Consider the following 25,019-nt stretch of genomic DNA (forward strand, 5'->3'; position numbering starts at 1 on the left):
AGAGAAAGTGGCCGTCAGGCCACTTTCAGGACAATCTTGCCGATATGGCCCGAGCTTTCCATGCGCGCATGGGCGTCCGCTGCCTGATCCATCGGGAATTCGGAATCCATCACCGGCGCCACCGTGCCCGCTTCCAGCAAGGGCCAGACATGGGTGCGCAAAGCATCGGCGATCCGCGCCTTGGCAAGGTCGGATTGCGGGCGCAGCGTGCTGCCTGTAATCGTCAGCCGCCGCATCATCACCTGGGCAAAGTTCAGCTCGACCTTCGGCCCTTGCAGAAAGGCGATCTGAACCAGCCGCCCGTCATCGGCCAGCGCGTTCACGTTGCGCGGCAGGTAGTCGCCGCCCACCATGTCAAGGATCAGGTTGGCGCCGCCCTCGGCGCGCACCACATCGACGAAATCCTCGTCGCGATAGTTGACCGCCCGTTCAGCCCCCAGCCGGGTGCAGGCGGCGCATTTGTCAACCGATCCTGCGGTGGCAAAGACCCGTGCGCCGAAATGGCTGGCCAGCTGGATCGCGGTCGTGCCGATGCCGGAACTGCCACCATGCACGAGGAAGCGTTCACCCGCCTTCAGGCCGCCCCGCATGAAGACATTGGTCCAGACGGTGAAGAAGGTCTCGGGCAGGCAGGCGGCCTCCTTCAGGCCCATGCCCGCAGGCACCGGCAGGCAATGCGCGGCGGCGGTGACCACCTGTTCGGCATAGCCGCCACCAGGGACAAGGGCGCAGACCGCATCGCCGACGCGGGGCCAGTCGACACCCGCGCCGACAGCCGCCACCTCGCCCGACACTTCCAGCCCTGGCAGGTCCGAGGCGCCGGCGGGCGGCGCGTAGTTCCCGGCCCGTTGCAGCGCGTCTGGCCGGTTGACGCCGGCAAAGGCAACGCGGATCAGCACCTGGCCGTGGCCCGGTTGCGGCACTGGCCGCGTGGTCGGTTTCAGCACCTCGGGCCCGCCGGGTCGTGTAATCTCGATCGCGCGCATCATCTGGATCATCTCTGCTCTCCTGTTCGCGGCGCAGACTGGCGCAATCCGCGGCCGGGCTCAATGGCCCGGCGGCTGACGGGATGCGAAGGCCACCCGCCTGCGGAAAAAGCGTGTCAGCGGGTGCTGCCGGGAATGTCCTCGGGCCGTTCCGGCGCACGGATGCGCGACAGGATCGCGTTCGGCCCGGCCATCAGGCCGCTGAGGAACCTGTTGCCCCGCGCCGCCGCCTTGGCCTGTTCGATCCGCATCACGTCATCGATCCGCCGGTCGAGGAAGGCCCAGGTGGCCTGGTGATCAAGCGAGTCGTCGCCCAGCCAATAAAGCACGGTGGCCGAGTAGACCCCGGACAGCGTGGCGCGCTTTGTATACCAGTTCACATCGCGCGAGGTGTCGCCCAGCGCGGTCCAGATCGCGTCGGCCGTGCCCCAGATCAGCTTGGCCCCGTCCGCCGCGTGCATCGGCAGCGCAAAGAGCGTCGTGCCACGCCGCACCGCCTCGCGGTCGTCGGCGGCCTCGATCCGGGCGCGGATGGCAAAGGCCACCTTGTCGCGATAGCGCATGCCGGACAGGTCGGTTTCCGCCAGCCGCCTGACCATCAATGCGTCACCGCGCCGGTGATAGGCGATGGCGAGGTCCAGCGCGCCGCGCGGGAACAACGCGCGGGCCACCACCGGGTCGACCTCGGCATCCTGCACGGCCGCGCGAAAGCTGGTTTCCGACCAGCCGTCGAAGGCCACATGCATCAGCGTGGCATCCAGCAGTCGGTCCTTGATCGCGTCGCTCATCGGGGTCTCCATCCTCGTTGCCTCACCCTAGACAAACTAGGGGGCCTGTGCTAGACGGCCACCTCCTGCAAATCCTTGCAACTCCAGACTAGAAAGGTGGTGAAAACCACATGCAGGTCAGTGTTCGCGACAACAATGTCGATCAGGCGCTTCGCGCTCTGAAGAAAAAGCTCCAGCGCGAGGGCGTGTTCCGTGAAATGAAGCTCAAGCAGCATTTCGAGAAGCCGTCCGAGAAGAAGGCCCGCGAGAAGGCAGAGGCGATTCGCCGTGCCCGTAAGCTTGCGCGCAAGAAAGCCCAACGCGAAGGGCTGCTGTAAGCGTTTTCCGATCCTGGAAACGGATGAGACCCCCGGGGCGCGGATGCCTTCCGGGGGTTTTTTCTTGTCGTGACGGGTTGGCCGGGCGCGGCGATCTTCAGGACGGGGTGCCCCCGCCCTGAAACGGATCAGCTGGGCCCGATCATGAAGCAGGACACCTGCCGTGCCTGAAGCCTGCGGCAGGCCAGTTCCGCCATGTCCCGCGTCAGACCCATGAAATTGGCGTCGAACCCCTTGGCGCCCTTCGTGACCTTGCGCAGCGCGCCGTCCAGCGTGGCGGTTTCCGACAGCGCCGTTTTCAACAACACCTTCTCGGCGGCAAAGCGGCTGGGATAGCGGCCCACGTTGATGCCCCATTGCCGACCGCCCGAGGTCGAGATGCGCGTGACCACCTCGGCCTCGCGCGCGGGCGTGGCCGTGTCGCGCAATTCGGCGGCGGCAAGGACCACCTGCTGCGGGCGCTGCACCGGCTTGACGGATTGCTCGGGCGCGATGGTCGTCGGCTCTGCCGCGGCTGTCACCGTCTCGGGTGCAGCCGCGACCACTTCTGGCGGGGCGGGCGGCTTGGGCGCTGCGGCCACCACCTGAACCTGTTCGAGGACCGCGTTGATGTCGTCCTTCACGCCCGCCACCAGAGGCGCCACGTCGGGCACCGGGCGGGCGACCGGGCGCAGGCTGCGCGTGACGGCGGCGCGCGCCACGCGGATGGATTTCGCCCGCGTGCCCGGCTGCGGGTTCACGCTCTGCACCACGATCACGTCCGCGTCGCTGCCCCGGCCCATGTAGGGCGGCCTGCCCGGCTTGCGCAGGGCGACCTGTGCGGGGGCGCGGCGAAAGCCGACATCCATCAACTCGGCCACCTTGGCGTTGCGCGCCACGGTGGACCGGCCGCCGAAGACGGTGGTGATGATGCGTTCCGAGCCGCGCTCTGCCGAGGCGACAAGGTTGAATCCCGCCGCGCGGGTGTAGCCGGTCTTGATTCCGTCGGCGCCGCGATAGGCGTCGAGAAAACGGCTATTGGTGTTGTTCACCGTCTTCATCCCCGCATCCGCCGAACGCCGCGAGAAGATGTTGTAATATTCCGGGTAATCATACAGCACGTGCCGCCCGAGGATCGTCATGTCGCGGGCGGTCGACAGGTGCCCCTCTTCGGTCAACCCATGCGCGTTGCGAAAGGTGCTGCGGGTCATGCCCAGCGCCTTGGCGGTGCGGTTCATCCGGCGGGCAAAGGCGGCCTCGGACCCGGCGACGGCCTCGCCGATGGCGGTGGCGGCATCGTTGGCCGATTTCACCGCCGCGGCGCGGATCAGGTAGCGCAGCTTGATCCGCTGCCCTTCGCGCAGTCCCAGCTTGGACGGCGGTTCGGACGCGGCATTGCGCGAGATCGTGATCTCGGTATCCAGCGACAACTCGCCGTTCTCGACCGCCTCGAAGGCGATGTAGAGGGTCATCATCTTGGTCAGCGAGGCTGGATGCAACCGCGTGTCCGCGTTTTCCGCCAGGATGACCTCGCCCGAGCGCGCATCCATCACGATCGCCGCATAGGGTGCGGCGCGCGCGCTGAGCGGCACGAGAAGAATCAACCAAACCAATGTTATGAAATACAGGCCCATTCGGGCCGCATGCCTGCGCCGTCCCGTCACGATTTCCGCCTCATCTGCCTCGGCCCCCGGGTTTTCCCGGTGGGATTTTTACTGCCTGCACGCATTCAAAGCGCATCTTGGTTAAGCAAAGCCTAACACGCGTCGCCGCGTCCGTGAAGATATCAATGCGTTGATTCTTCGCCGTTTTGTTAGACAGTGCCGGGCAACATCTTGCGCATGGGCCAGCGCCGGGCGCAAGACCGGCGATTGTGGCGGGACTGTGGCAGAGTGTGGCGAAATTGTGGCGACGCAGGGCGATGCAATCGCCCCGTCATTTGACTCACTCCAGCCCGGCGACCAGGGCCGGCAAGGCGCCCAGGTCGGGGAGGGCGCGATAGCGCGGATGCTCGGGCGGTTCCGCATGTTCCAGGTCCCAGGCCAGGTCATGTGGCACGAAGACGCCCCAGCCACCCGCCTCGATCGCCGGGCGCACGTCGGATTTCATCGAATTGCCCACCATCATCGCCGCCCCGGCCCCGCCGGGACAGGCGCCGAAGATCCGCGCATAGGTGTCCGGCCGCTTGTCCGAGACGATCTCGACCCCATCGAACAGATCGCCCAGGCCCGATTGCGCCAGTTTGCGCTCCTGGTGCAGCAGGTCGCCCTTGGTGATGAGAAGAACGCGATACGTGCCCGCCACCGCCTCGACCGCCTCGCGCGCATGCGGCAACAACTCGATCGGATGGGCCAGCATTTCGCGCCCGGCCTCCAGCAGGGCGCCGATGACGGTCGCGGGCACGCGCCCCTCCGTCACCTCGATGGCGGTCTCGATCATCGACAGGGTGAACCCCTTCACCCCGAAACCGTACTGCCCGATATTGCGCCGCTCGGCCGCGATCTGGCGCTCGGCCAGGTGGTCGGGCGGGGCGTGATCGGCCAGCAATTCGGCGAATCGCTCTTGCGTCAGGGCAAAGAACCGCTCGTTGTGCCAGAGCGTGTCGTCGGCATCGAACCCGATTGTTTGCAATCTGCGCGGCACCTTGACCCTCGCGGTATGGCGCCCCTTTTCGTCAGGGCGTGACAGGCTATATAACGTGGCTTATCAAACGGACGCGCGAAAGCCCACGGGAACCCACATGATCCGGATCGACACAACGGCCAGCACTGACCGCCCCCGCGACGGCGAAGGCGAGACCGGTGTCGTCGTCCAGACGAAACCCAAGACCAAGCGCCCGCCGCTCTACAAGGTTCTGCTGCTGAACGACGACTACACGCCGATGGAGTTCGTCGTGCACGTTCTGGAACGGTTCTTCGGCATGAACCACGCGCAGGCCTTCGAGGTCATGCTGACCGTCCACAAGAAGGGCGTCGCCGTGGTCGGCGTCTTCAGCCACGAGATCGCAGAGACGAAGGTGGGGCAGGTGATGGACTTTGCCCGCCGGCACCAGCACCCGCTGCAATGCACGATGGAAAAGGAATAGGCGCCTTGCCGCAAGGCCGCCGAGCCCCATGACAGCTGAACGACTGAGTTACGCCGTCGCGCACGGCCTTGCCCTGCCCTCTGACGGCCGGATCGCGTGGATCGGCGCGCCTGGCGACAGCGATATCGGGCCGCTGGATCCGGCAAGGCTGGAGATCGTGCAGGGCTTCGCCCCCGACGCCGCCGCGTGGCAGGTGCGCGGGTTGACCGTGGTGCCCGCCCCCGCAGGCCCCTATGCCGCCGTCATCGTCACCCTGCCCCGCGCCCGCGACCGGGCCGAGGCGTGGCTTGCGCAGGCCGAGGCGGCCGCGCCCGGCGGGCTGATCGTGCTGGACGGCGCCAAGACCGACGGGGCCGAGGCGCTGGCCAAGGCACTCAAGGGTCGCGTGGCGATCGAAGGACAGGTGTCCAAGGCGCATGGCAAGTGCCTGTGGTTCAGATCGGGCGATGCGATGGCCGACTGGGCGCGCCCGGCAATGGCCCCCAATGCCGATGGCGATAGCGTTGCACCAGGCGTTTTTTCCGCCGACGGCCCCGACCCGGCCTCTGTCGCACTGGCCGAGGCGCTGCCGCCGCTCAAGGGTGTCGTGGCCGACCTCGGCGCCGGTTGGGGCTGGCTGGCGCGGGCGGTGCTGGCGCGCTCGCCCGGCATCGACCGGCTGCATCTGGTCGAGGCGGACATGCCCGCGCTCGATTGTGCGCGGGCCAACGTGACCGATCCACGGGCGCGCTTTCACTGGGACGATGCGACCGCCTGGAAGGCGCCCGAGGCGCTGGACGCGGTGGTGATGAACCCGCCCTTCCATGTCGGGCGCAAGGGCGATCCGCGGCTCGGCCAGGCCTTCATCGCAGCCGCCGCGCGGATGCTGGCGACGCGCGGGCAGCTCTGGATGGTTGCCAACCGGCATCTGCCCTACGAGACCGCGCTGGCCCAGCATTTCGGCGAGGTGGCCGAGGTGGCCGGCACGTCGAAGTTCAAGATCCTGCACGCCGCGCGCCCGATCCGGGCGGGGCGGCACACCGGCACCCGGACCGGCTAACCCCAAGGGATGACTGCATGAGCTTTTCCATCGAGGGCAAGACCGCCATCGTCACCGGCGCCGCCAATGGCGTGGGTCTGGCCATCGCCCGCCATTTCGCCGCGCGGGGCGCCAACGTCATGTTCGCCGACATGGACGAGGCGCGTCTACACAAGGAATGCGGCGAGGCCAAGGAGGATGGCAACATCCGCTATTTCGCCGGCGACCTGCGCGAACGGCTGACGCTGGCCAACCTGCTGTCGGCCACCCTCGACTCCTTCGACCGGGTCGACATCCTGGTGAACAGCTCGCGGCAGATGCTGCCCTCGGACCCGCTGGACCTCGACGACGGGTCGGTCGGGCAGATGATGGAGCAGAACATGATGACCGCGCTTCGCCTGAGCCAGCTGGTTGCCAAGAGGATGATCAAGCAGGCCGAAGGCCAGTCCGAAGGCCAGGTCGGCGCCATCGTCAATGTCTCCTCGATCGCGGCGCGGCGCACGCATCCCTCGCTGATGGGCTACTCGATCTCCTGCGCGGCGCTCGACCAGATGACCCGCGCACTGGCGGTGGCGCTGGCGCCCGAGCGGATCCGGGTCAACGCCGTCGCCTTCGGCTCTGTGATGTCGGCAAGCCTCAAGGAAACGCTGCGCGAGCACCGCGAGTATCGCGACGAGATCGAGGCGCATACGCCGCTGCACCGGATCGCCGCGCCCGAGGAACTGGCCGAGGCGGTGCAGTTCCTCGCCAGCGAAGGCGCCGGTTTCGTCACCGGCCAGATCGTCACGGTGGATGGTGGCCGCACGCTGCTGGACCCGGTGGGCGCCCCCGCTCACTGAGCGCGCCCTTTTCGCCGACAGGACCGAGGGGCGCTGCCCCTCGAACTCCCCGCGATATTTGGGGCCAGAAGAAGACCGTGCGCCGGCCCGGATTGCACCGGGCGGGACCCGACGATACGGTGGATGTCAAGCAATGAGGACACCGCCATGAAAGACCTGTTCGACACCGAAAAGACCCGTGCCAGCACCTGGTTCCGCCAGCTGCGCGACGACATCGTCGCCGCCTTCGAAGGACTCGAGGACAGCCACGGGACAGGCCCTTTCGCAAAGATGGCGCCGGGCCGGTTCGAGGTGACGGAAACGAGGCGTCATTCCGACGACGGCTCGGATGCAGGCGGCGGGCTGATGAGCGTGATGCGCGGCGGGCGGGTGTTCGAGAAGGTCGGCGTGAACGTCTCGACCGTCTATGGCGAACTGGGCGCGGCGGCACAAAAGGCAATGGCGGCGCGCGGCGTGCCGGGGATGGACAGCGACCCGCGTTTCTGGGCTTCGGGGATCAGCCTGGTCGCACACATGCAGAACCCGCATTGCCCGGCGGTGCACATGAACACGCGGATGTTCTGGACCCCGCATGCCTGGTGGTTCGGCGGCGGGTCCGACCTGAACCCCTGCATCGAATACGACGAGGACACCGCGCATTTCCATGCCACCCAGAAGGCGCACCTGGACCCGCATGGGACACAGCTTTACCCTGAGTTGAAGGCCTGGGCGGACGAGTATTTCTTTGTCCCGCATCGGGGACGCGCACGCGGTGTCGGCGGCATCTTCATGGACGACCGCAACACCGGCGACTGGGAGGCGGATCTTGCGCTGACACAGGATATCGGCCGGGCCTTCCTGCCAGCCTATGTGCCGCTGGTGGAAAAACGCCGGGTGCAAGACTTTACCGAGGCCGACAAGGACACCCAGCTGGTCCATCGCGGGCTCTACGCGGAATACAACCTGGTCTACGACCGGGGGACGAAGTTCGGCCTCGCCACCGGGCATGACGCCAATGCCGTCCTGATGAGCCTGCCACCGCTGGCCAAGTGGGTGTAGGCTACTCGCAGGAGCAACGGGCAGGGAACGAGAACACCCTTGTCCTTCATCTTGCCCCTAAACTCCGGGGAGCGCGAGGGGCTGGCCCCTCGCTCCGACGCTTACAACAAGCTCCACGCGCCGGGCTGCAATCCTTCAACGGTCCAGTCACCCACCGACCAGCGCACCAGCCGCAGGCAGGGCAAACCGACATGCGCCACCATGCGACGGACCTGTCGGTTGCGCCCCTCGGTGATGGTCAGGCGCAGCCAGGCGTCGGGCACGGTCTTGCGAAAGCGCACCGGCGGGTCGCGCGGCCAGAGCTGCGGGTCGTCGACCCGCTCGGCCTGAGCGGGGCGGGTCGGGCCATCGTTCAGCGTGACGCCCCGGCGCAGCGCGTCGAGTTGCGTCTCTTGCGGGTCGCCCTCGACCTGGACGAGGTATGTCTTGGGCTGCTTGAATTTCGGCGAGGCGATGCGCGCCTGAAGCCGCCCGTCGTCGGTCAGCACCATCAGCCCCTCGGAATCGCGGTCGAGCCGGCCGGCAGGATAGACCCCCGGAAGGTCGATGTAATCCGACAGCGTGGCGCGCGGGCTGTCGGCATTGCCCTTGTCCGTGAATTGCGACAGCACGCCGTAGGGCTTGTTGAACAGGACGACGGTCATCCGCGGCGCGCCTCGAAGAAGGCGCGCAGCAGCGCCGCCGACTCGGCCTCGGCAAGGCCGTCGTAGACCTCGGGCGCGTGGTGACATTGCGGATGCGTAAAGACGCGTGCGCCATGCGCCACGCCGCCCGACTTGGGGTCCGCCGCGCCGTAATACAGACGCCGGATCCGCGCGAACGAGATCGCGGCGGCACACATCGGACAGGGTTCCAGCGTCACGTAAAGATCGTGGCCCGCCAGCCGCTCCTGTCCCAGCAGGGCGCAGGCCTCGCGGATCGCCAGGATCTCGGCATGGGCAGTGGGGTCGCAGCTTTCGCGGGTGCGATTGCCGGCCTCGGACAGCACCGAGCCGTCGGGCGCGATCAGGACGGCGCCCACGGGCACCTCTCCGCGCCCGGCGGCCAGGCGCGCCTGGTGCAGCGCGCGGTCCATGTGGCTGGCGAATTCCATGTCCCCTCCCTAGCGCCCCCCGCCGCGCGGCAGAAGGGCGAATCCGCTTCTCACCTTGCAAGGATTGGGCTATGCCGCGCCCATGTCCAACACCCCATCCTCTCCGCCCGGCGACCGGATCGCCAAGGTCATCGCCCGCGCCGGTGTCGCCTCGCGCCGCGAGGCCGAGCGGCTGATCGAGGAAGGCCGCGTCACGGTGAACGGCAAGACGATCGACCGCGCCGCGCTGAACGTGACCGCCAGCGACAGGATCACCGTCGACGGCAAGCCGCTGGATGCCGCGCCCGAGCCACGGCTGTGGCTGTATCACAAGCCGACCGGGCTTGTGACCACGACGAAGGATGAACAGGGCCGGCCCACGATCTATGACGACCTGCCGGAAGACCTGCCGCGGGTGATGAGCGTCGGGAGGCTGGACCTCAATTCCGAAGGGCTTCTGCTGCTGACCAATGACGGCGCGCTGAAACGCAAGATGGAGCTGCCCTCGACCGGCTGGCTGCGCAAGTATCGCGTGCGCGTCAAGGGCAACCCCACCGATGCCGACCTTCAGCCGCTGCGCAACGGGATCGAGGTGGACGGCCAGCGGTTCCAGCCGATGACGGTGGCGCTGGACCGCCAGCAGGGCGCGAATGCCTGGCTGACCGTGGGCCTGCGCGAGGGCAAGAACCGCGAGATCCGCCGCGCCATGACCGATATCGGCCTTTCCGTGAACCGGCTGATCCGGATCTCCTACGGCCCGTTCCAGCTGGGCCAGCTGAAGCCCGGCGCGGTGGAGGAAATCCGCCCCCGTATCCTGCGCGACCAGCTGGGGCTGGAGGGCGGCGAGAAGCCGAAGAAACCCGGCAAGCCGCAGTTGAAACGCCCGCAGCGACGCCGCGACAAGCCCCCCGCACGTTAATCATCCGTTTACTTTCCGCCGTTTTGACCGCTTGGCGCCGCGTTTTCGCCCGGATTCCTAATCATGAGTCGGGGCATGATGATCTCGATCCTTGCCCTGGCGACCGCGCTCGCCTCCGTTCTTCTGATGGCAGGCAGCCTGCGCATGGTCGCTCAGGACACCTTTGCCGCGCTGTCCGACATGGCCCAGCGGGCGCGGGTCGGTGGCAACCTGCGCGCGCGGGTGGCCTTTGCGGCGCTCTGGGTGCTGATCTTTGCCTTGAGTTACATGTGAGGCGATCATGCGGCACCAGCGGGACAATCACGATCGGCGGGAACAAGGGGTAGAGGCGGGGCTTGGCGTTCTGTTCCTCGCGGCCTTTCCGCTGGTCTTGTGGCTGTTCCAGGGCTCTGCCGTGGCGCTTCTGTCGGCGCTCGTCGAGTTCATGCTGCTGGCGCTCGCGCTGCGCCTGATCGCGCAGGGCCAAGCCGTCACCCGCGCCTATGACGCCGCCCGCGTCGCCTACCGTCCGAAACTGCCACGCAAGCTGATGGGTTCGACGCTGATCGGGTTGGTCGTGCTGATCCTCGCCGGGCACCAGTTCCCGACTCTGCTCTGGCCGCTGGCCTGCGGCCTGATGGCCTTCTTGCTGTCGGTGCTGGCCTTCGGTATCGACCCGATGAAGGACAAGGGCCTCGACGATCCCGCGGAACTGCAACGCCTGCAACACAAGGCCCTGATCACCGAGGTCGAAACCACCCTGGCCGAGGTCGTCTCGCGCGTGGCCGGTCTGAACGACGCGGACCTGACCCGCCGCTCGCGGGCCGCGACCGAGACGGTGCTGCGCCTGATGCGCGCCTCGGCGCAGGAGCCCGCCCAGCTGGACCAGCTGCGCAAGCCCCTGACGACGGTGACGCGCATCCTGGGAGAAGAGGTGATGCGACTCGAATCCGACTGGGAAGGCGCGCAGCAACCGTTTGCCCGCCGCCGCTACGTCGCCAAGCTGAGCCTGCTGGTGGAAAAGTTCCAGGACCTCGCCTTTCGCGGCGGGGTACGAGTCGGACGCGATGCGTTCGACATGGAAGCGGACCTTCTGCTGGAGCGGATGCGGGGCGACAGCGCCGCCTGACGCAGGATTTCCCGCCTTCCCCCTAGCAAGCAGCACGCTTTACCCTTAAGTTTTCCGCAATTGCGAAAAACACGGGGGCATCGTGTCGGGACGCGCGATCCAGAAACTGACCTATGTGCTGCTGATCATCCTGTTGATCGGCGTGACATCCGGCTGGATCGGGGGTCTCTGATCATGGCCAAGCGCTATGGCGGCAAATTCAGCCCGGACAGCAACACGGTAACACCGGAGGATCGGGGCACCGCCGCGCCGCGCGGCGCCTACCAGGGCGCCCGTGTGACGCCGGCCGGGGCACGGTCGAACGTGCTGTTCATCCCGCCGGTCATCCTGGCCTTCACCTCGCTGGCCGGCGGCGCGACCGGGCTGGCCGTCGGGCTGGCGGGGGCCGCGGTGCTGCTGCTGGGCGCATGGCTGCTGCGCGAGGGGTTGATCGCCGAAGCCGCCTACGAAGAACGCAAGGTCGCGCGCCGTCCCGGCCTGCCGCGCAAGATCCTGGCCGCCGTGGCCTGCGGCATCGGCACCGTCATCGCCGCCTGGAAAGTCGAGCCGGGCCTGGTTGCGCCACTGATCTACGGCGCCGCCGCAGGCGCGCTGCATATCGGCGCCTTCGGGCTGGACCCGCTGCGCGACAAGGGCATGGAAGGCATCGACACCTTCCAGCAGGACCGCGTTGCCCGGGTCATCGACGAGGCCGAGAAACACCTGGGCGCCATGACCGACGCGGTGATCCGCGCCGGCGACCGGCAGGTCGAGGCCCGCGTCGAGCGGTTCCAGATCACCGTGCGCGAGCTGATCCGCACGGTCGAGGAAGACCCGCGCGACCTGACCGCCGCGCGCAAGTTCCTCGGGGTCTACCTGATGGGCGCGCGCGACGCCGCCGCCAAGTTCGCCGACATCTATTCCCGCACGCAGGATCGCGGCGCGAAATCCGATTTCATGATGCTTCTCACCGACCTGGAACAGACCTTCGGCAAGAAGACCGAAAAGCTGCTTCTGGACAACAACTCCGATCTGACCGTCGAGATCGAGGTCCTGCGCGACCGGCTCAAGCGCGAGGGCGTGACGCTCGACCCGCGTTAATTTCAACCTTTTGGGGGTGCCCATGTCCGAGAATGTCCGTCAGAAAGCCGAACAGGCGCTGAGCCTTGTCGAAGAGGTCAACGCCGTGATCCTGCCTGAACCGGGCGAGGCCGGCGCCATCGTGCCGCTGGAGCAGGCAGACGCGCCGACCAGCCAGGAAATCCGCACCCGCATGGACGAGATCGACATGGGCGACACCCAGTCGATCGTCTCCTTCGGGTCGGCCGCGCAGGCGGAATTGCAGGAAATCAGCCAGGCGATGCTGCAGGACGTGCGCAACAAGGATGTGGGTCCCGCGGGCGACTCCTTGCGCACCATCGTGACGACGATACGGGGCTTTTCCGTCTCGGAACTCGACGTCCGGCGTGAGCGCAGCTGGTGGGAAAAGCTGCTGGGCCGCGCCGCGCCCTTTGCCAAGTTCACCGCCCGCTTCGAAGAGGTGCAGGGCCAGATCGACCGCATCACCGACAACCTGCTGACCCACGAGCACAAGCTCCTGAAGGACATCAAGTCTCTGGACCTGCTCTATGAAAAGACGCTCCAGTTCTATGACGAGCTGGCGCTGTATATCGCAGCGGGCGAGGCCAAGCTGGCGGAACTCGACAGCAAGGACATCCCCGAGAAGGAAGCCGCCGTTCAGGCCGCGCCCGAGGATCACCAGGTGATGAAGGCGCAGGAGCTGCGCGACCTGCGCGCCGCCCGCGACGACCTTGAACGCCGCGTGCACGACCTGAAACTGACCCGCCAGGTCACGATGCAGTCGCTGCCCTCGATCCGGCTGGTGCAGGAGAACGACAAGAGCCTGGTGACAAAGATCAACTCGACCCTGGTCAACACCGTGCCGCTCTGGGAAACCCAGCTGGCGCAGGCGGTCACCATCCAGCGCAGCGCCGAGGCCGCCGCCGCCGTGCGCGACGCAAACGACCTGACGAACGAGCTGCTGACGGCCAACGCCAAGAACCTGCGCGAAAGCAACAAGGCGATCCGCACCGAGATGGAGCGCGGCGTGTTCGATATCGAGGCCGTGAAGCAGGCCAATGCCGACCTGATCGGCACGATCGAGGAAAGCCTCCAGATCGCCGACGAGGGCAAGCGCCGCCGCGCCGAGGCCGAGACGGAACTCAAGAAGATGGAGGCCGAGCTGCGCGATACGCTGTCCGCCGCCAAGGCGCGGAAGGACGGCATCGGCGACAATGCCGGCACCTCGGTGCCGGCGTAAATGGTCCGGGCGCTTGCGCTGCTTCTGATCGCGCTCGCGGGCCTCACGGCCTGCGAGACCAGCCCGCTTGCGCCCCGCAGGACCGCCGTGACCCCGGCGGAACGGCCCGCCAACCTGGCGCCGATCCCGGCGCCGACGCCCGGCCCATCGGTGGCTGAGGCCGAAAGCCGCGCCTTGTCTGCCTACTACAGGCGGGTGCAATCCGACCTCCTGGTGCGCGGCCTGCTGCGCACCGATGGCGGCGGGCCCGACACGCAATTCACCGACACGATGCTGGCGCGCAACTTCGCCAAGATCGCGCTGGCCGAGGAATATGAACGCGGCGCCGGGCTGACACCCTCGCGCGGCGGCTCGAGCGCGATCAAGAAATGGCTGAAACCGATTCGCATATCGGCCGAGTTCGGCGCTTCGGTCGGGCAGGACCAACGGGTCATCGACCGCAACGAACTGGGCGTCTACGCCCGCAAGCTGTCCCGGATCAGCGGCCACCCGATCACGCTGACCGACCAGAATCCGAACTTCCACGTGCTGTTCTACGGTGCCCCGGAATACGACCAGGTCGCGCCGCGCATCCGCCAGATCGTGCCCGACGTGAACCCCAAGGCGCTGGACGTGTTCGACAACCTCCCGCGCGAGATCCACTGCCTGGTGATCGCCTTCTCGGAGACGCCGGGCGGCTATGAATACGGCACCGCCATCGCCCTGATCCGCGCCGAACACCCCGAGTTGCTGCGCCGCTCCTGCATTCACGAGGAAATCGCGCAGGGCATGGGCCTGGGCAACGACGACCCGCGCGCGCGGCCCTCGATCTTCAACGACGACGACGAATTCGCCCTGCTCACGCGGCATGACGAGATGCTGTTGGAAATCCTCTACGACCCCCGCCTGCGCCCCGGCATGAGCGCCTCCGAGGCGATGCCCATCGTCCGCGAGAAGGCGGCGGCTCTGGTCGGAGGCGGAAGCTGAGCGATGCGCGACACATCGGCGGACATGGCGATCGACGCGGACTACGCCCCGAACCTGTTCAGGGTCGCGCTGATGTCCGTTGCTTTGCTGGTGATTGCCTTCGGTGCGGCCGGGACGGCAAAAGAAGACCCCGATCTGGTCGAACCGATGCGCTGGTTCCTCATGTTTATCGCGGCGCCCTTTCTCTTGGGGGTCACGATCCTTGGATTTATCGCCTCGGTGCGGGCCAATGTCCTTGGCCACCGTCTGCGCCTTAGACCGGAAGGGCTGGAGGTGCCCTACCGGCTCCGGCCCGGCGTGCGCGTCATCCCGTGGACCGACATGACACGCCTGACCCGCCACAGGATACGATTCAACGACATGCTGCACATCGTCCATCCGGGCCGCTCAACCACGCTGCATCGCTCCGGGTTCCGATCCTCCGCGGACTATGACACCATCACCAGCGAAATCGAACGCCGCGCCGCCGCTGCTCGCGGCCGCGCCATCTGAGAGGACATCCCATGCCCATCTTCGACTTCCTGCGCGGCCAGTTCATCGACGTCATCCACTGGACAGACGACACCCGCGACACGATGGTCTGGCGGTTCGAGCGCGAGGGCCACGAGATCAAGTATGGCGCCAAGCTGACCGTGCGCGAGGGGCAGGCCGCCGTCTTTGTCCACGAAGGGCAGCTGGCCGACGTGTTCACGCCCGGGCTCTACATGCTCGAGACGAACAACATGCCGATCCTGACCAGTCTGCAGCACTGGGATCACGGGTTCCAGAGCCCGTTCAAATCGGAAATCTACTTCGTCTCTACCGCCCGCTTCACCAACCTGAAATGGGGGACCAAGAACCCCATCATGATGCGCGACCCGGAATTCGGCCCGGTCCGCATCCGCGCCTTCGGCACCTACGCGGTCAAGGTGGCGGACCCTGCCCTGTTCATGCGCGAGATCGTCGGCACGGACGGCGAGTTCACGATGGACGAGATCAGCTTTCAGATCCGCAACATCATCGTGCAGGAATTCTCCAAGGCGATTGCGAAATCCGGCATCCCCATTCTGGACATGGCGGCCAACACCGACGAGGTGGGCAAGCTGGTGGCCAAGGCCATCGATCCGGCGATCCGTGCCTACGGCCTGACCGTGCCTGAGCTTTACATCGAGAATATCTCGCTGCCGCCAGAGGTGGAGAGCGCGCTGGACGCGCGCACCTCTCGCGGGATCGCGGGCAACCTCGACGAGCATATGAAATGGCGCGCGGCCGAGGCGATGGGATCGGGCGGCGCGATGGATTCGGCGATGGGCATGGGCATGGGCGCCGCGATGGGCGCAGGCATGGCCGGGCAGATGGGCATGGCGGGCCCCTGGGGTGCTGCACCCCAACCCGCCGCAGCCCCCGTGGCACCGCCGCCCCCGCCAGTCGAGCATGTTTGGCACATCGCCGAGAACGGCGCGACCAAGGGACCCTTCTCCAAGGCGTCGCTGGGCCGCATGGCCGCCGATGGCGCGCTGACGCGCGCGACGCTGGTCTGGACCCCGGGCCAGGATGGCTGGATGCCGGCCGGCGAGGTGCAGGAACTGGCTCAGCTGTTCACCATCCTGCCGCCGCCACCGCCTCCGCCGCCTGCCGGCTGACGATATTTTCGAGCGCCTCTTGCACGGCGCCCGGCGCATCCCAACTTCAAGCAATCCGGGTGCGAGGCTCCGCCCGGCGGCTGCAGACGCGGGACGCGTCGAGAGCGCTTTCCTCCCTTTGGAACTTACGATGCGTATCCTGCCTTTGGCGGTCATTGCCGCCCTTGCCGCCAGCCCTGTTCTGGCGGACGAAACTTCTGGCACTGTTCTGGCTTTCGACCGCGTGGCCCATGTGATTGTCCTGAGCGACAACACGATCTGGCAACTGGCCGCCGATCAGGCCGTTCCGGAAAACCTGGTCGCCGGGGAAAAGGTGACGATCGTCTTCACCAGCGCAGGCGAGAACGGCGTCGCCAAGATCGACAGCCTGACCCGCGACGCCAACTGATATCCGTCGGCAATCCCGCGCACTCCGCGCGGGATCATCCGCCCGGCAACGCCGGATCTGACGGGCCAAGGCTCAGCAGGTCCGGCCCGGTGCAGGCGCCGCGCGGGAAAACGTATCCATTATCGCGCGTCGCCGGAAAGGGAATCTCCGGCGCGATCCGCGAGGCGACGACCGTCCGGTTGTCCAGGCAGAAATCCTGCCCCAGGTTGCCTAGGTTGAAGCCGAAGCCGCCGATCCCGCAATCGTCGCCCGCCCCGTTCATGTTCCAGGCCTGCGGCATCCGCACGCCATGCCCCTCGACGACAAAGGCGCTGGCAACGGGGTCGAAGAACAGCCGCCACGACGTGTCCGGCCCCAGCATGCCCAGCATCCAGCGCCCGATCGGGATGCCGTCCTTCGTTCCCTCGATGACAAAGCAGGACACATCCTGTTCACGCACCATCCGCCGCCCGATCAGCGCCGGATCAAAGGACATGGCGCCCGTCATGGCATAGCCGCCCGCCCCCTGCCAAGCAAAGGTGAAGCTCGCGCCATCGGCTTGCGCAGGTCCGGCCAACGCGGCCGCAAGAAGGATCGCCAGGGCTTTCATGCCGCCAGCCTAACGCCCCCCCGCCACGGATCAAGCGGCGGTCGGGGCTTTTCTTTCCGGGCTGTCCCTGCCAGTTTCCCGGACGGCCAGACCGGAGCGAGCATGACCGAGGAACACCGCTTTCCCTGCGAGCGATGCGGCGCGGATTACCGCTTTGACCCGGAAGCGGGGCAATTGGTCTGCGACTTCTGCGGATCGACCCGTATCGTCGCGGCACAAACCGGCCCCTGGGAGGGCGGCGTGCGCGAGCTGGATTTCCAGGCGGCGATCCGCAATCTCCTGCCCTTGCAGGAGATGGAGGAAACCCGCGTCTCGAAATGCCCCAACTGCGCAGCCGAAGTGGAATTCGATCCGGCGGTGCATGCCGCCGTCTGCCCGTTCTGCGCCACGCCGGTCGTCACCGACACCGGTATCAACCGCCACATAAAGCCGCGCGGCGTACTGCCCTTCGCGCTGGACGAGGGAGCCGCCCGCAAGGCGATGACCGACTGGCTGGGCCGGCTGTGGTTCGCGCCGAACGGCTTGCAGGACTATGCCCGCAAGGGCCGCAGGATGAGCGGCATCTACGTGCCCTACTGGACCTTCGACGCCAACACCGAATCGACCTATCGGGGCGAGCGCGGCACCGTCTATTACGAAACGCACAGCGTGATGCGCGACGGCAAGCGCCAGCAGGTCCGGGTGCAAAAGGTGCGCTGGACGCCGAAATCGGGCCGGGTCGCGCGGTTCTTCGACGACGTTCTGGTGCTGGCGTCGAAATCGCTGCCGAAACGCTTTACCGACGGGCTGGAACCTTGGGACCTGTCGGCGCTGGAGCCCTACCGCCCCGAATTCCTCGCGGGCTTCCGGGCCGAAGGCTATCAGGTCGACCTCGATGAGGGGTTCGTGGAAGGGCGCACCATCATGGACAACCAGATCGCCCGCGACGTGCGCTTTGACATCGGCGGGGATCAGCAGCGCATCCACCGGATCGACACATCCGTGCGCGACGTGACGTTCAAGCATGTGCTGCTGCCGGTCTGGCTGGCCGCTTACAAGTATCGCGGCCAGACCTATCGCTTCGTGGTCAATGGGCGCACCGGCCGGGTGCAGGGCGAACGGCCCTGGTCGGGCTGGAAGATCGCCTTTGCGGTGATCCTGGGCCTGCTGGTGGCGGCGGCGGTCGGCTATGGCATTGCGCTCCAGGAGGGCGTGGTCTGAGCCCGCCCTCCTGATCGTCCTACTTGCGCTTGACGGCGATCTTGGTGCCCTGCCCGGCATCGGGCGCCTTGCGCGGCACGGTGATCTCCAGCACGCCGTCCTTGACATGCGCCTCGGCCCTGGCGGCATCAGCATCGCTCGGCAGACGGAAGGACCGGCGGAATCCGCCGAACTGCCGTTCCGAAAAATACCAGGTCTCGCCCTTTTCCTCGCGGCTCTCGGTCTTTTCGCCCGAGACGGTCAGCACGCCTTGGTCCACCGTCAGGTCAATGGCCTCCTCGGGCACGCCCGGCAGTTCCATCGTGATCCGGTAGGCAGTCTCGTCCGAGGATGCGTCCGAGGCAGGCGACAACCATTCGCCCAGCTTCGTGCCCAGCCCACGGAACGGGGCGTAAAGGTTCGGCCAGAGGCCGGATTGACTGGATTCGACCATTGTGAAAACCTCCTCGCTGTCTGGTTGATCCATGCTGCCAGACTGCCGCGCCGGGCCGGGCGCCGCCTTGATCCGGCTCAAATCCACCCCTTGCCGTTGCCGCACGCTTTCGGCATGTTAGCGCAAACAAATTCCGGAGACCCGCGATGATCCTCTGCTGCGGCGAAGCCCTGATCGACATGCTCCCCCGCGAGACGACGGCGGGCGAAAGCGCCTTTGCCCCCTATGCTGGCGGCGCCGTCTTCAACACCGCCATCGCGCTGGGGCGGCTCGGCGCACCGGCGGGCTGGTTCGGCGGGCTGTCCACCGACCTTTTCGGCGCGCTTCTGGCCAAGACGCTGACCGCCTCGCGCGTCGACCACACGCGCGCCGACCGCAGCGACCGCCCGACGACCCTGGCCTTCGTCACGCTGACCAACGGCCACGCGCAATACGCCTTCTACGACGAGAACACCGCCGGGCGGATGCTGACCGAGGCCGACCTCCCCGAGCTCGACGGAATCGAAGCCCTGTTCCTGGGCGGAATCAGCCTGGTCTCCGAACCCGCCGCCGACGCCTATGCCGCGCTGTGCCTACAGGCCGCAGATCGCCTCGTGATGATCGACCCGAACATCCGACCCGGCTTCATCGCGGACGCGGCGCGCTATCGCGCGCGCCTTTCGGCGATGCTGGCGCGCGCCGACATCGTCAAGATCTCGGACGAGGACATGGCTTGGCTCGGCACCACGCCCGAGGCGTTGCTGCAGGATGGAACGGCTCTGGTGCTGGTGACTCGTGGTGCCGATGGCATCGAAATGCATCAGGCAGGCGGTATGACCCATGTCCCCGCACGGAAGGTCGCGGTGGTCGACACGGTCGGAGCGGGAGACACGTTCAACGCAGGCCTGCTCGCCGGGTTGCACCGGGCGGGTTTGCTGACCCGCGCAGCCCTGCGAGCCGCCACGCCCGAAACCCTGCGCCCCACGGTCGAACTGGGCGCCCGCGCCGCCGCCGTCACCGTCAGCCGCGCCGGCGCCAACCCGCCCTGGGACTCCGAGCTATGAGGGCGCTGATCCAGCGTGTCACGGAGGCGCGGGTCGAGGTCGGCGGCGCCACGGTGGGCGAGATCGGGCCCGGCCTGCTGATCCTGGTCTGCGCCATGCAGGGCGACACGCAGGCCGAGGCTGACCGGATGGCGGCAAAGATCGCGAAGCTGCGCATCTTCAAGGACGACGAGGGGAGGATGAACCGCTCGATCCTCGACATGGGCGGCGCGGCACTGGTGGTCAGCCAGTTCACGCTGGCCGCCGACACCGCGCGCGGCAACCGTCCCGGTTTCTCCACCGCCGCCGCCCCGGCCGAGGGCGAAAGGCTCTACGAGCATTTTGCGGCACAGGTCCAGGTCCAGGGCATCCCGGTCGCCACGGGTCGTTTCGGCGCGGACATGCAGGTGCACCTTGTCAATGACGGGCCAGTCACGATCTGGTTGGACAGCGCCGGCTGATCCATCTTGCCGCCGGAGGCTCCCGCATTCTCCGGCTGCCCGACGCCATGCAAGCGACAGACGCCGTCGCAGGCGCCAGCCCGAGGACCGGGCCGCAGGCGCGGGCCGAGATATCCTGCGCCGCGCATCGCGCGGCTCCTCCGGATCACGGCTCGCGAAAGGCCTCGCGCGATTTGTAGAGCGGCTTCAGCAGGTATTGCAGCACCGTCTTCTCGCCGGTGTGCAACTCGGCGGTGGCCAGCATGCCGGGGCGGATCTCGATGGCCACCTGGCGGTCGGTCAGCGAGGCCAGGTCGACGCGCACCGTCACCTTGTAATGCGGCGGCACCTCGGGGTTGCGTTCGTCGCGGAACGTGTCGGCCGAGATCACGTCGACCCGTCCCTTCAACGTGCCGTAGATCGTGTAGTCATAGGCGCTCAGCTTGATCGTCGCCTCCTGACCGCTGCGGATGTTGGCGATGTTCTCGGGGGCGATTCGCGCCTCGATGAACAATTCCTCGTCCATCGGGATGATCTGCATGATCTCCTCGCCGGGGCGCACGACGCCGCCGATCGTGGTCACGGCCAGCTTTGTGACCACGCCATGCATTGGCGAGGTCAGCACCGTTCGGTTCAGCTGGTCCTGGCTGGATTTCAGGTTCTGCCGCAGCGTCGCCAGTTCCTTGAGCGTGTCGGAATAGTCGGTCGCGCGGGCCAGTTCGGTCTGGGTGACGATCTCGTCATGGCTGCGCTTCGCATCGGCATGCGCCTTGCGCGCCCGCGTCACCTCGATCAGGGCGACCACCTTCTTGTCCAGCAGGTCCTCCATCAGCGTCATCTCGCTTTTTGCCTGCGCCAGGACCCGGGCGGCCCCATCGCGGCGCGAGGCGAAATCCGATTGCCGCGCCGCCAGAAGCGCGCGTTCCGAGGCAACCATCTCCGGCATCCGCCGCGACAAGGCGGCGGGAACGCCGAAATCCGACGCCCCCGCCAGTTCGGCCTCCAGCCGCAGGCGGCGGATCTCGAGGGCGGTGATCTGGTCCTGCAGATCGTCGACCGAGGACTGGAACTGCGTGCCATGCAGCCGCGCCAGCACGTCGCCGCGCAGCACCTCGTCGCCCTCCTTGACCAGCAGTTCCGTCAGGATGCCGCCTTCGAGGTTCTGGATGATCTGTGGCCGTGACGAGGAAATGACCTGCCCCTCGCTGCGCACGATCTCGTCCAGCCAGGCGGAGCTGGCCCAGAGGATGAACAGCCAGACCGAACAGGCGCAGAGCCATACGGTCAGCGACGGCCCGCGCAGCGCGTGTTTCAGTTTCGTGGAAGGGTCCGGTGTCGAGACGCTCATCAGGCGGCCCCCCGGCGCAGATGGTCGAGCACCTGGTCGCGCGGACCATCAATAGCAAGGCGCCCGCCAGACAGGATCATCGTGCGCGAGGCCAGCGCCAGGATCGGCACGCGATGCGTCGCGATCACCGCTGTCCGCCCCTGCAACCAGGGACCGAGGCGCGAGATCAGCGTCGCTTCCAGCGTCTGGTCCAGCGCAGCAGTGGGTTCGTCCAGCAGGCAGATGTCGGGATCCTGCAACCACAACCGTGCCCAGCCGATGCTTTGCCGCTGGCCAACGGACAGCCCCTCTCCGCCATCGCGGATATCAAGGTCCAGCCCCTTGGGATGCGCCTTGACGTATTGGCCCAGCCCGGCGAAATCCAGCGCCTGGTACAGGCGGTCGTCGTCGCGTTCCGTCTGCGCCAGGGTCAGGTTGTCGCGCAGGCTGCCGTGGAACAGGCGCACTTCCTGACCAAGGTAGCCGATGCGGCGGCGCAGGTCGTCCGGGTCGATCTGCGCCATCTCGCAGCCGTCGACCAGCACCTTGCCGGAGGCCGGCGAATAAAGCCCGCTGAGCACCTTGAGCAGCGTCGACTTGCCTGACCCGTTCGCGCCCAGCACCGCCAGCACCTGCCCCGGTTGGATCGCCAACGCCGACAGGTCCAGCACCGCGGCGCCTTCGGGATCGTAGCGAAAGGTCAGGTCGCGAAGGTCATAGGCGCCGCGCAGCCGGTCGCGCCGCAGGTAGGTCCGCGCCGGTGCGCGATCCTGGGCCACGCCGGCGATCGCGTCCAGCCCGTCCAGCGCCGCCTTGACGTTGCCCCAGCGCGCCATGATGCCCGCCAGCTGCGTCAGCGGCGCCAGCGTGCGCGACGACAGGATGCCCACCGCGATGATCGACCCCACGGTGAAGTCCCCAGCGAAGACCAGGTAGGTGCCGGTGACGACGGCGGCGACATAGGTCGCCTGCTGCACGCCCTGGCTCCAGAAGGTCAGCGCCGCCGCCAGTTTCCGCTGGTCGGAGGATTTCAGCGCGGTCAGCGCCGTCAACTCGTCCCAGCTGCGGGCAAAGCGGGTTTCGGCGCGCTGCGTCTTGATCGTGTCGAGATCGGTCACGACCTCCTGCAACAGGCGCGAGGCGCGAGCGCTTGCGCCCTGTGTCTCCTGCGTCAGGCGGATCATCCGGCGTTGCAGGAAGAAGCCAGGCACCACCATCAGTACGCCTCCTGCCACCAGCACCCACACGACCGGGCCGGCGATCGACCAGACCAGCAGCAGAAAGACGAAGATGAAGGGGATGTCGGCCAGCGCACCGACGGTCGAGGCGGTGAAGAACTCGCGCACAGAGCCGAATTCGCGCATCGCCGAGAACAGTTGCGAGGGCGCGCGCCCGGGCTGGTCCGACCGCATGCCCAGCAGGCGCCGCATCAGCAGCCCCTGGACGCCAAGCTCGATCTGCCGCCCGGCCCCGTCCAGCAGATGGGCGCGGGCGACCTTGAGGAACCCCTCCATCAGCAGCGCCAGTGCGGCGCCGGCGGCCAGAACCCACAGCGTCGCCTCGGACTGGTGCGGGATCACCCGGTCATAGACCTGGAGGCTGAACAGCGCGACCGAGACCGCCAGAAGGTTTGCCACGAAAGAGCCCAGCGCTACCTCGGCGAAATGCCGGGTGAAGCGGTGGAACTGGCCCCAGAACCAATGGCCGTCCGATTGCTGCGCCGTGGCGGCGGGCTGCGGTGCGGCCCGGGCCTGCAGGAGATAGCCGGAAAAGAACGGCTCGAACTCGGACAGGGGAACGCGGGCGCGCTGCCCCGGTGCGGCGGCATCGTGCACCGCCAGCCCGTCGCCATCCTGTTTCAGCACCAGCACCGCTTGCCCGTTCGACATCAGTGCCAGCGCGGGCCAGAGCCCGGGCACCAGCGCGTCGGGTGTCAGCGTATCCACGCGCAGCCCGGCGGCGCACAGCCCGGCGGTCAGCGCCTCGATCCCGTAGCTGTCCTCTGGCCCGGCATGGCGGGCCAGCGCGTCGAAGACCTCCTGCGGGCGAGAGACCACTCCCAGCCGCTCGGCGAAGGCCCGGATCAGGTCCGCGCGCGCCTTGGCCCGTGCAGACTGCCTCGGACGGCGCATGAGGCCCGTCGTCTTGCCGCCCTCGATGGCGCGCAGCATGGCACGGCCTGCGCGCCCGAGGATCGGCTCGGCCGTCAAATGCGCGCCCCTTCGGCCAGCGCACCGCGCAGGCGGGCCAGTTCCAGTTCGGCGCGGGCGGCTTTGAATCGCAGGTCGATCTCGGTTTCCAGCGCGCGGGCATGGGTCTCGTAGACGCCGACCACGTCCATCACCTGCCGCTGACCACCTTCGTATTGCTTTCGGAACAGGTCCAGGTTGGCGGCGGCCTGCGTAGTCAGGCCGCGCGCCTCATCCGCCTGCCGCCGGTAGGCCTCGAGTTGGCGGGTCTGGCTGGCGACCTGGCGTTGCGCGGTCTCGCGCGCCTCGGTCACGCGGCGTTCGGCGAGGTCGCGGGTGGCGTCGATGGCCTGGAGTTCGGCCATGGTGCCAAGACCGAACAGCGAATCCGTCATCACCTCCAGCCCGGCAGAGCCATCGGTCGCAGCGCTGGCAGTCAGGCCCGGCAGGTGGCCGGCGCGGGCGATGCGGGCCTGCGCCAGGGCGCGGTCGCGTTCGCCCTGGGCGCGCAACACGTCCAGCGCCTCGCCGGTTGGTACCACGCGCAATCCGCCCATACCTGTCACGCTTTCGACCGGATAACCCGCCATCGCGTCCAGTTCGGCCTGCGCCGCAAGGGCGGCCTCGGCGGCCTCCGTGGCACGGGCGCGCGTGGCGGCGCGTTTCTGGCGGATCACGTTGAGATCGGACATGTCCGAGACGCCGCCGCGCACCCGTTCCGTCATCACCCATTCGAAATGCGCCATCTCGGCATCGGCACGGTCGAGATGCGCCCGCAATTCGCGGTTTTCCTGCACCGTCAGATACAGCGACAGCGCGTCGAAGACGCGACGGTTGCCATCCTCGACCAGCGTCACGGCGGCCAGTTCCACATCCGACTTTGCAAGGTCGCGCTCGGCCAGCTTGCGGCCATTGTCGAACAGCACCTGTTGCACCACCAGGTCGGCCACGAAGGCGCCCAGCGAATCCAGCGAGATGCGCGGCCCGATCCGGGGCAGCCAGTTCTTCTCCGCCGCCTCGGCGCGCAGCCGCGCGACGCGCAACTCGGCCTCTGCCACGTGGGCGTCCGAGGCGATCACCGCCTGCGCCACGCGGTCATAGGGCGTACCGGGGACAAGGACCGAGGGGCGCGTCCGAAGCGCGTGGATGATCGGCGAGACCTCGGCGGAACGGACCACTGCATTTCGGACGCCCGGCGCATCGGACGTTTCGGCAAGGCGCGGCTCGGCCCCGCCCAGAAAGCGGCTCACGCCGCCTTCGGTCATGTCCTTCATGCAGCCGGGCAGGACCGTCACCGCGACGATCAACCCGACGTTCCGCCTGCTCAGTCTCATCTCGTGCCCCCGTTTCGGCCCGATTATCGTTTTTCGGGATCCGGGGCCCGGTTCGGCCGGG

At 67.4% G+C, this 25,019-nt stretch carries 28 protein-coding genes; 17 read left to right on the forward strand and 11 right to left on the reverse strand.

The genetic code is table 11. The features are described from left to right. Positions 1 to 14: 14 nt before the first annotated feature. Together KB874_RS15900 and KB874_RS15905 are read right to left on the reverse strand one after the other, a co-directional pair. Positions 15 to 998: an NAD(P)H-quinone oxidoreductase gene (locus KB874_RS15900; protein WP_212537539.1), complete on the reverse strand. Its 984-nt coding sequence runs from the start codon at positions 996 to 998 to the stop codon at positions 15 to 17. A 104-nt stretch (positions 999 to 1,102) separates the two neighbouring features. After that, positions 1,103 to 1,774 carry a COQ9 family protein gene (locus KB874_RS15905; protein ID WP_212537540.1) on the reverse strand — a complete coding sequence of 224 codons (672 nt, stop codon included), beginning with the start codon at positions 1,772 to 1,774 and terminating at the stop codon, positions 1,103 to 1,105. A 110-nt stretch (positions 1,775 to 1,884) separates the two neighbouring features. Here KB874_RS15905 and rpsU point away from each other — a divergent pair, with 110 nt between their 5' ends. Next, a complete protein-coding gene (rpsU, locus tag KB874_RS15910; protein WP_005614280.1) occupies positions 1,885 to 2,091 on the forward strand; it encodes a 30S ribosomal protein S21 in 207 nt (68 codons plus the stop codon). A 128-nt stretch (positions 2,092 to 2,219) separates the two neighbouring features. On the opposite strand, the gene KB874_RS15915 is transcribed toward rpsU, so the two are convergent. Further along, entirely contained in the window at positions 2,220 to 3,704 is a 1,485-nt protein-coding gene (locus KB874_RS15915) for a D-alanyl-D-alanine carboxypeptidase family protein (protein ID WP_212537541.1), read from the reverse strand. A 310-nt stretch (positions 3,705 to 4,014) separates the two neighbouring features. Then, entirely contained in the window at positions 4,015 to 4,713 is a 699-nt protein-coding gene (locus KB874_RS15920; RefSeq protein ID WP_212537542.1) for an HAD family hydrolase, read from the reverse strand. A gap of 97 nt (positions 4,714 to 4,810) precedes the next feature. Between KB874_RS15920 and clpS the strand changes: the two genes are divergently transcribed. The 4 genes from clpS (at position 4,811) to hemF (ending at position 8,050) form a co-directional block, all read left to right on the forward strand. Next, positions 4,811 to 5,155, forward strand: a complete 345-nt coding sequence (gene clpS / locus KB874_RS15925) for an ATP-dependent Clp protease adapter ClpS (RefSeq protein ID WP_212537543.1) — start codon at positions 4,811 to 4,813, stop codon at positions 5,153 to 5,155. A 28-nt stretch (positions 5,156 to 5,183) separates the two neighbouring features. After that, entirely contained in the window at positions 5,184 to 6,194 is a 1,011-nt protein-coding gene (locus KB874_RS15930) for a class I SAM-dependent methyltransferase (RefSeq protein WP_212537544.1), read from the forward strand. A 17-nt stretch (positions 6,195 to 6,211) separates the two neighbouring features. After that, positions 6,212 to 7,012, forward strand: a complete 801-nt coding sequence (locus KB874_RS15935) for an SDR family NAD(P)-dependent oxidoreductase (protein WP_212537545.1) — start codon at positions 6,212 to 6,214, stop codon at positions 7,010 to 7,012. Between the two features lie 147 nt (positions 7,013 to 7,159). After that, complete coding sequence (gene hemF / locus KB874_RS15940) at positions 7,160 to 8,050, forward strand: oxygen-dependent coproporphyrinogen oxidase (RefSeq protein WP_212537546.1); 891 nt, start codon at positions 7,160 to 7,162, stop codon at positions 8,048 to 8,050. A 101-nt stretch (positions 8,051 to 8,151) separates the two neighbouring features. Here the strand turns inward: hemF and KB874_RS15945 are convergent, their stop codons facing one another. Both KB874_RS15945 and KB874_RS15950 read right to left on the reverse strand, forming a co-directional pair. Beyond that, positions 8,152 to 8,694: a pseudouridine synthase gene (locus KB874_RS15945; protein ID WP_212537547.1), complete on the reverse strand. Its 543-nt coding sequence runs from the start codon at positions 8,692 to 8,694 to the stop codon at positions 8,152 to 8,154. Then, a complete protein-coding gene (locus KB874_RS15950; RefSeq protein ID WP_212537548.1) occupies positions 8,691 to 9,143 on the reverse strand; it encodes a nucleoside deaminase in 453 nt (150 codons plus the stop codon). Before KB874_RS15950 ends, KB874_RS15945 begins: the two co-directional genes overlap by 4 nt. Before the next feature lie 82 nt (positions 9,144 to 9,225). On the opposite strand from KB874_RS15950, the gene KB874_RS15955 reads away from it, so the two are divergent. The 9 genes from KB874_RS15955 to KB874_RS15995 all read left to right on the forward strand — a co-directional run bounded on the left by KB874_RS15955 (position 9,226) and on the right by KB874_RS15995 (position 16,424). Then, positions 9,226 to 10,041 (forward strand): pseudouridine synthase, encoded by an 816-nt coding sequence (locus tag KB874_RS15955; RefSeq protein WP_212537549.1) that lies wholly within the window; start codon positions 9,226 to 9,228, stop codon positions 10,039 to 10,041. Positions 10,042 to 10,104: 63 nt separating this feature from the next. Beyond that, complete coding sequence (locus tag KB874_RS15960; protein ID WP_249200545.1) at positions 10,105 to 10,314, forward strand: hypothetical protein; 210 nt, start codon at positions 10,105 to 10,107, stop codon at positions 10,312 to 10,314. A 7-nt stretch (positions 10,315 to 10,321) separates the two neighbouring features. After that, positions 10,322 to 11,149, forward strand: coding sequence for a hypothetical protein (locus KB874_RS15965; RefSeq protein WP_212537550.1), 828 nt, complete (start codon positions 10,322 to 10,324; stop codon positions 11,147 to 11,149). Positions 11,150 to 11,323: 174 nt separating this feature from the next. Beyond that, the gene (locus tag KB874_RS15970; RefSeq protein WP_212537551.1) at positions 11,324 to 12,229 is read left to right on the forward strand and encodes a 5-bromo-4-chloroindolyl phosphate hydrolysis family protein; all 906 of its coding nucleotides are present in this window, start codon (positions 11,324 to 11,326) and stop codon (positions 12,227 to 12,229) included. 22 nt (positions 12,230 to 12,251) lie between these two features. Next, complete coding sequence (locus KB874_RS15975) at positions 12,252 to 13,448, forward strand: toxic anion resistance protein (protein WP_212537552.1); 1,197 nt, start codon at positions 12,252 to 12,254, stop codon at positions 13,446 to 13,448. Beyond that, positions 13,449 to 14,414, forward strand: a complete 966-nt coding sequence (locus tag KB874_RS15980) for a DUF2927 domain-containing protein (RefSeq protein WP_212537553.1) — start codon at positions 13,449 to 13,451, stop codon at positions 14,412 to 14,414. Positions 14,415 to 14,417: 3 nt separating this feature from the next. Further along, complete coding sequence (locus KB874_RS15985) at positions 14,418 to 14,906, forward strand: hypothetical protein (protein ID WP_212537554.1); 489 nt, start codon at positions 14,418 to 14,420, stop codon at positions 14,904 to 14,906. Between the two features lie 11 nt (positions 14,907 to 14,917). Continuing rightward, a complete protein-coding gene (locus KB874_RS15990; protein WP_212537555.1) occupies positions 14,918 to 16,036 on the forward strand; it encodes an SPFH domain-containing protein in 1,119 nt (372 codons plus the stop codon). A gap of 130 nt (positions 16,037 to 16,166) precedes the next feature. Beyond that, positions 16,167 to 16,424, forward strand: a complete 258-nt coding sequence (locus KB874_RS15995) for a hypothetical protein (protein ID WP_212537556.1) — start codon at positions 16,167 to 16,169, stop codon at positions 16,422 to 16,424. Positions 16,425 to 16,458: 34 nt separating this feature from the next. Here KB874_RS15995 and KB874_RS16000 read toward each other — a convergent pair whose 3' ends face one another. After that, the gene (locus tag KB874_RS16000; RefSeq protein ID WP_212537557.1) at positions 16,459 to 17,013 is read right to left on the reverse strand and encodes a hypothetical protein; all 555 of its coding nucleotides are present in this window, start codon (positions 17,011 to 17,013) and stop codon (positions 16,459 to 16,461) included. A 102-nt stretch (positions 17,014 to 17,115) separates the two neighbouring features. Here KB874_RS16000 and KB874_RS16005 point away from each other — a divergent pair, with 102 nt between their 5' ends. Beyond that, the gene (locus KB874_RS16005) at positions 17,116 to 18,213 is read left to right on the forward strand and encodes a TFIIB-type zinc ribbon-containing protein (protein WP_212537558.1); all 1,098 of its coding nucleotides are present in this window, start codon (positions 17,116 to 17,118) and stop codon (positions 18,211 to 18,213) included. Between the two features lie 19 nt (positions 18,214 to 18,232). Here the strand turns inward: KB874_RS16005 and KB874_RS16010 are convergent, their stop codons facing one another. Continuing rightward, a complete protein-coding gene (locus KB874_RS16010; protein ID WP_212537559.1) occupies positions 18,233 to 18,646 on the reverse strand; it encodes an Hsp20/alpha crystallin family protein in 414 nt (137 codons plus the stop codon). A 146-nt stretch (positions 18,647 to 18,792) separates the two neighbouring features. Between KB874_RS16010 and KB874_RS16015 the strand changes: the two genes are divergently transcribed. Together KB874_RS16015 and dtd are read left to right on the forward strand one after the other, a co-directional pair. Next, positions 18,793 to 19,689 carry a carbohydrate kinase family protein gene (locus KB874_RS16015; RefSeq protein ID WP_212537560.1) on the forward strand — a complete coding sequence of 299 codons (897 nt, stop codon included), beginning with the start codon at positions 18,793 to 18,795 and terminating at the stop codon, positions 19,687 to 19,689. Next, positions 19,686 to 20,129 carry a D-aminoacyl-tRNA deacylase gene (gene dtd, locus KB874_RS16020; RefSeq protein WP_212537561.1) on the forward strand — a complete coding sequence of 148 codons (444 nt, stop codon included), beginning with the start codon at positions 19,686 to 19,688 and terminating at the stop codon, positions 20,127 to 20,129. The genes KB874_RS16015 and dtd overlap by 4 nt, the downstream gene beginning before the upstream one ends. A gap of 145 nt (positions 20,130 to 20,274) precedes the next feature. Here dtd and KB874_RS16025 read toward each other — a convergent pair whose 3' ends face one another. The 3 genes from KB874_RS16025 to KB874_RS16035 are packed head-to-tail and all read right to left on the reverse strand — an operon-like array spanning position 20,275 to position 24,958. Further along, a complete protein-coding gene (locus tag KB874_RS16025) occupies positions 20,275 to 21,456 on the reverse strand; it encodes an HlyD family type I secretion periplasmic adaptor subunit (protein ID WP_212537562.1) in 1,182 nt (393 codons plus the stop codon). Beyond that, positions 21,456 to 23,606, reverse strand: a complete 2,151-nt coding sequence (locus tag KB874_RS16030) for an ATP-binding cassette domain-containing protein (RefSeq protein ID WP_212537650.1) — start codon at positions 23,604 to 23,606, stop codon at positions 21,456 to 21,458. The genes KB874_RS16025 and KB874_RS16030 overlap by 1 nt, the downstream gene beginning before the upstream one ends. 35 nt (positions 23,607 to 23,641) lie before the next feature. Further along, positions 23,642 to 24,958 carry a TolC family protein gene (locus KB874_RS16035; protein ID WP_212537563.1) on the reverse strand — a complete coding sequence of 439 codons (1,317 nt, stop codon included), beginning with the start codon at positions 24,956 to 24,958 and terminating at the stop codon, positions 23,642 to 23,644. Positions 24,959 to 25,019 lie beyond the last annotated feature (61 nt).

This window comes from Thetidibacter halocola, assembly GCF_018224955.1.
GTDB lineage: Bacteria > Pseudomonadota > Alphaproteobacteria > Rhodobacterales > Rhodobacteraceae > Thetidibacter > Thetidibacter halocola.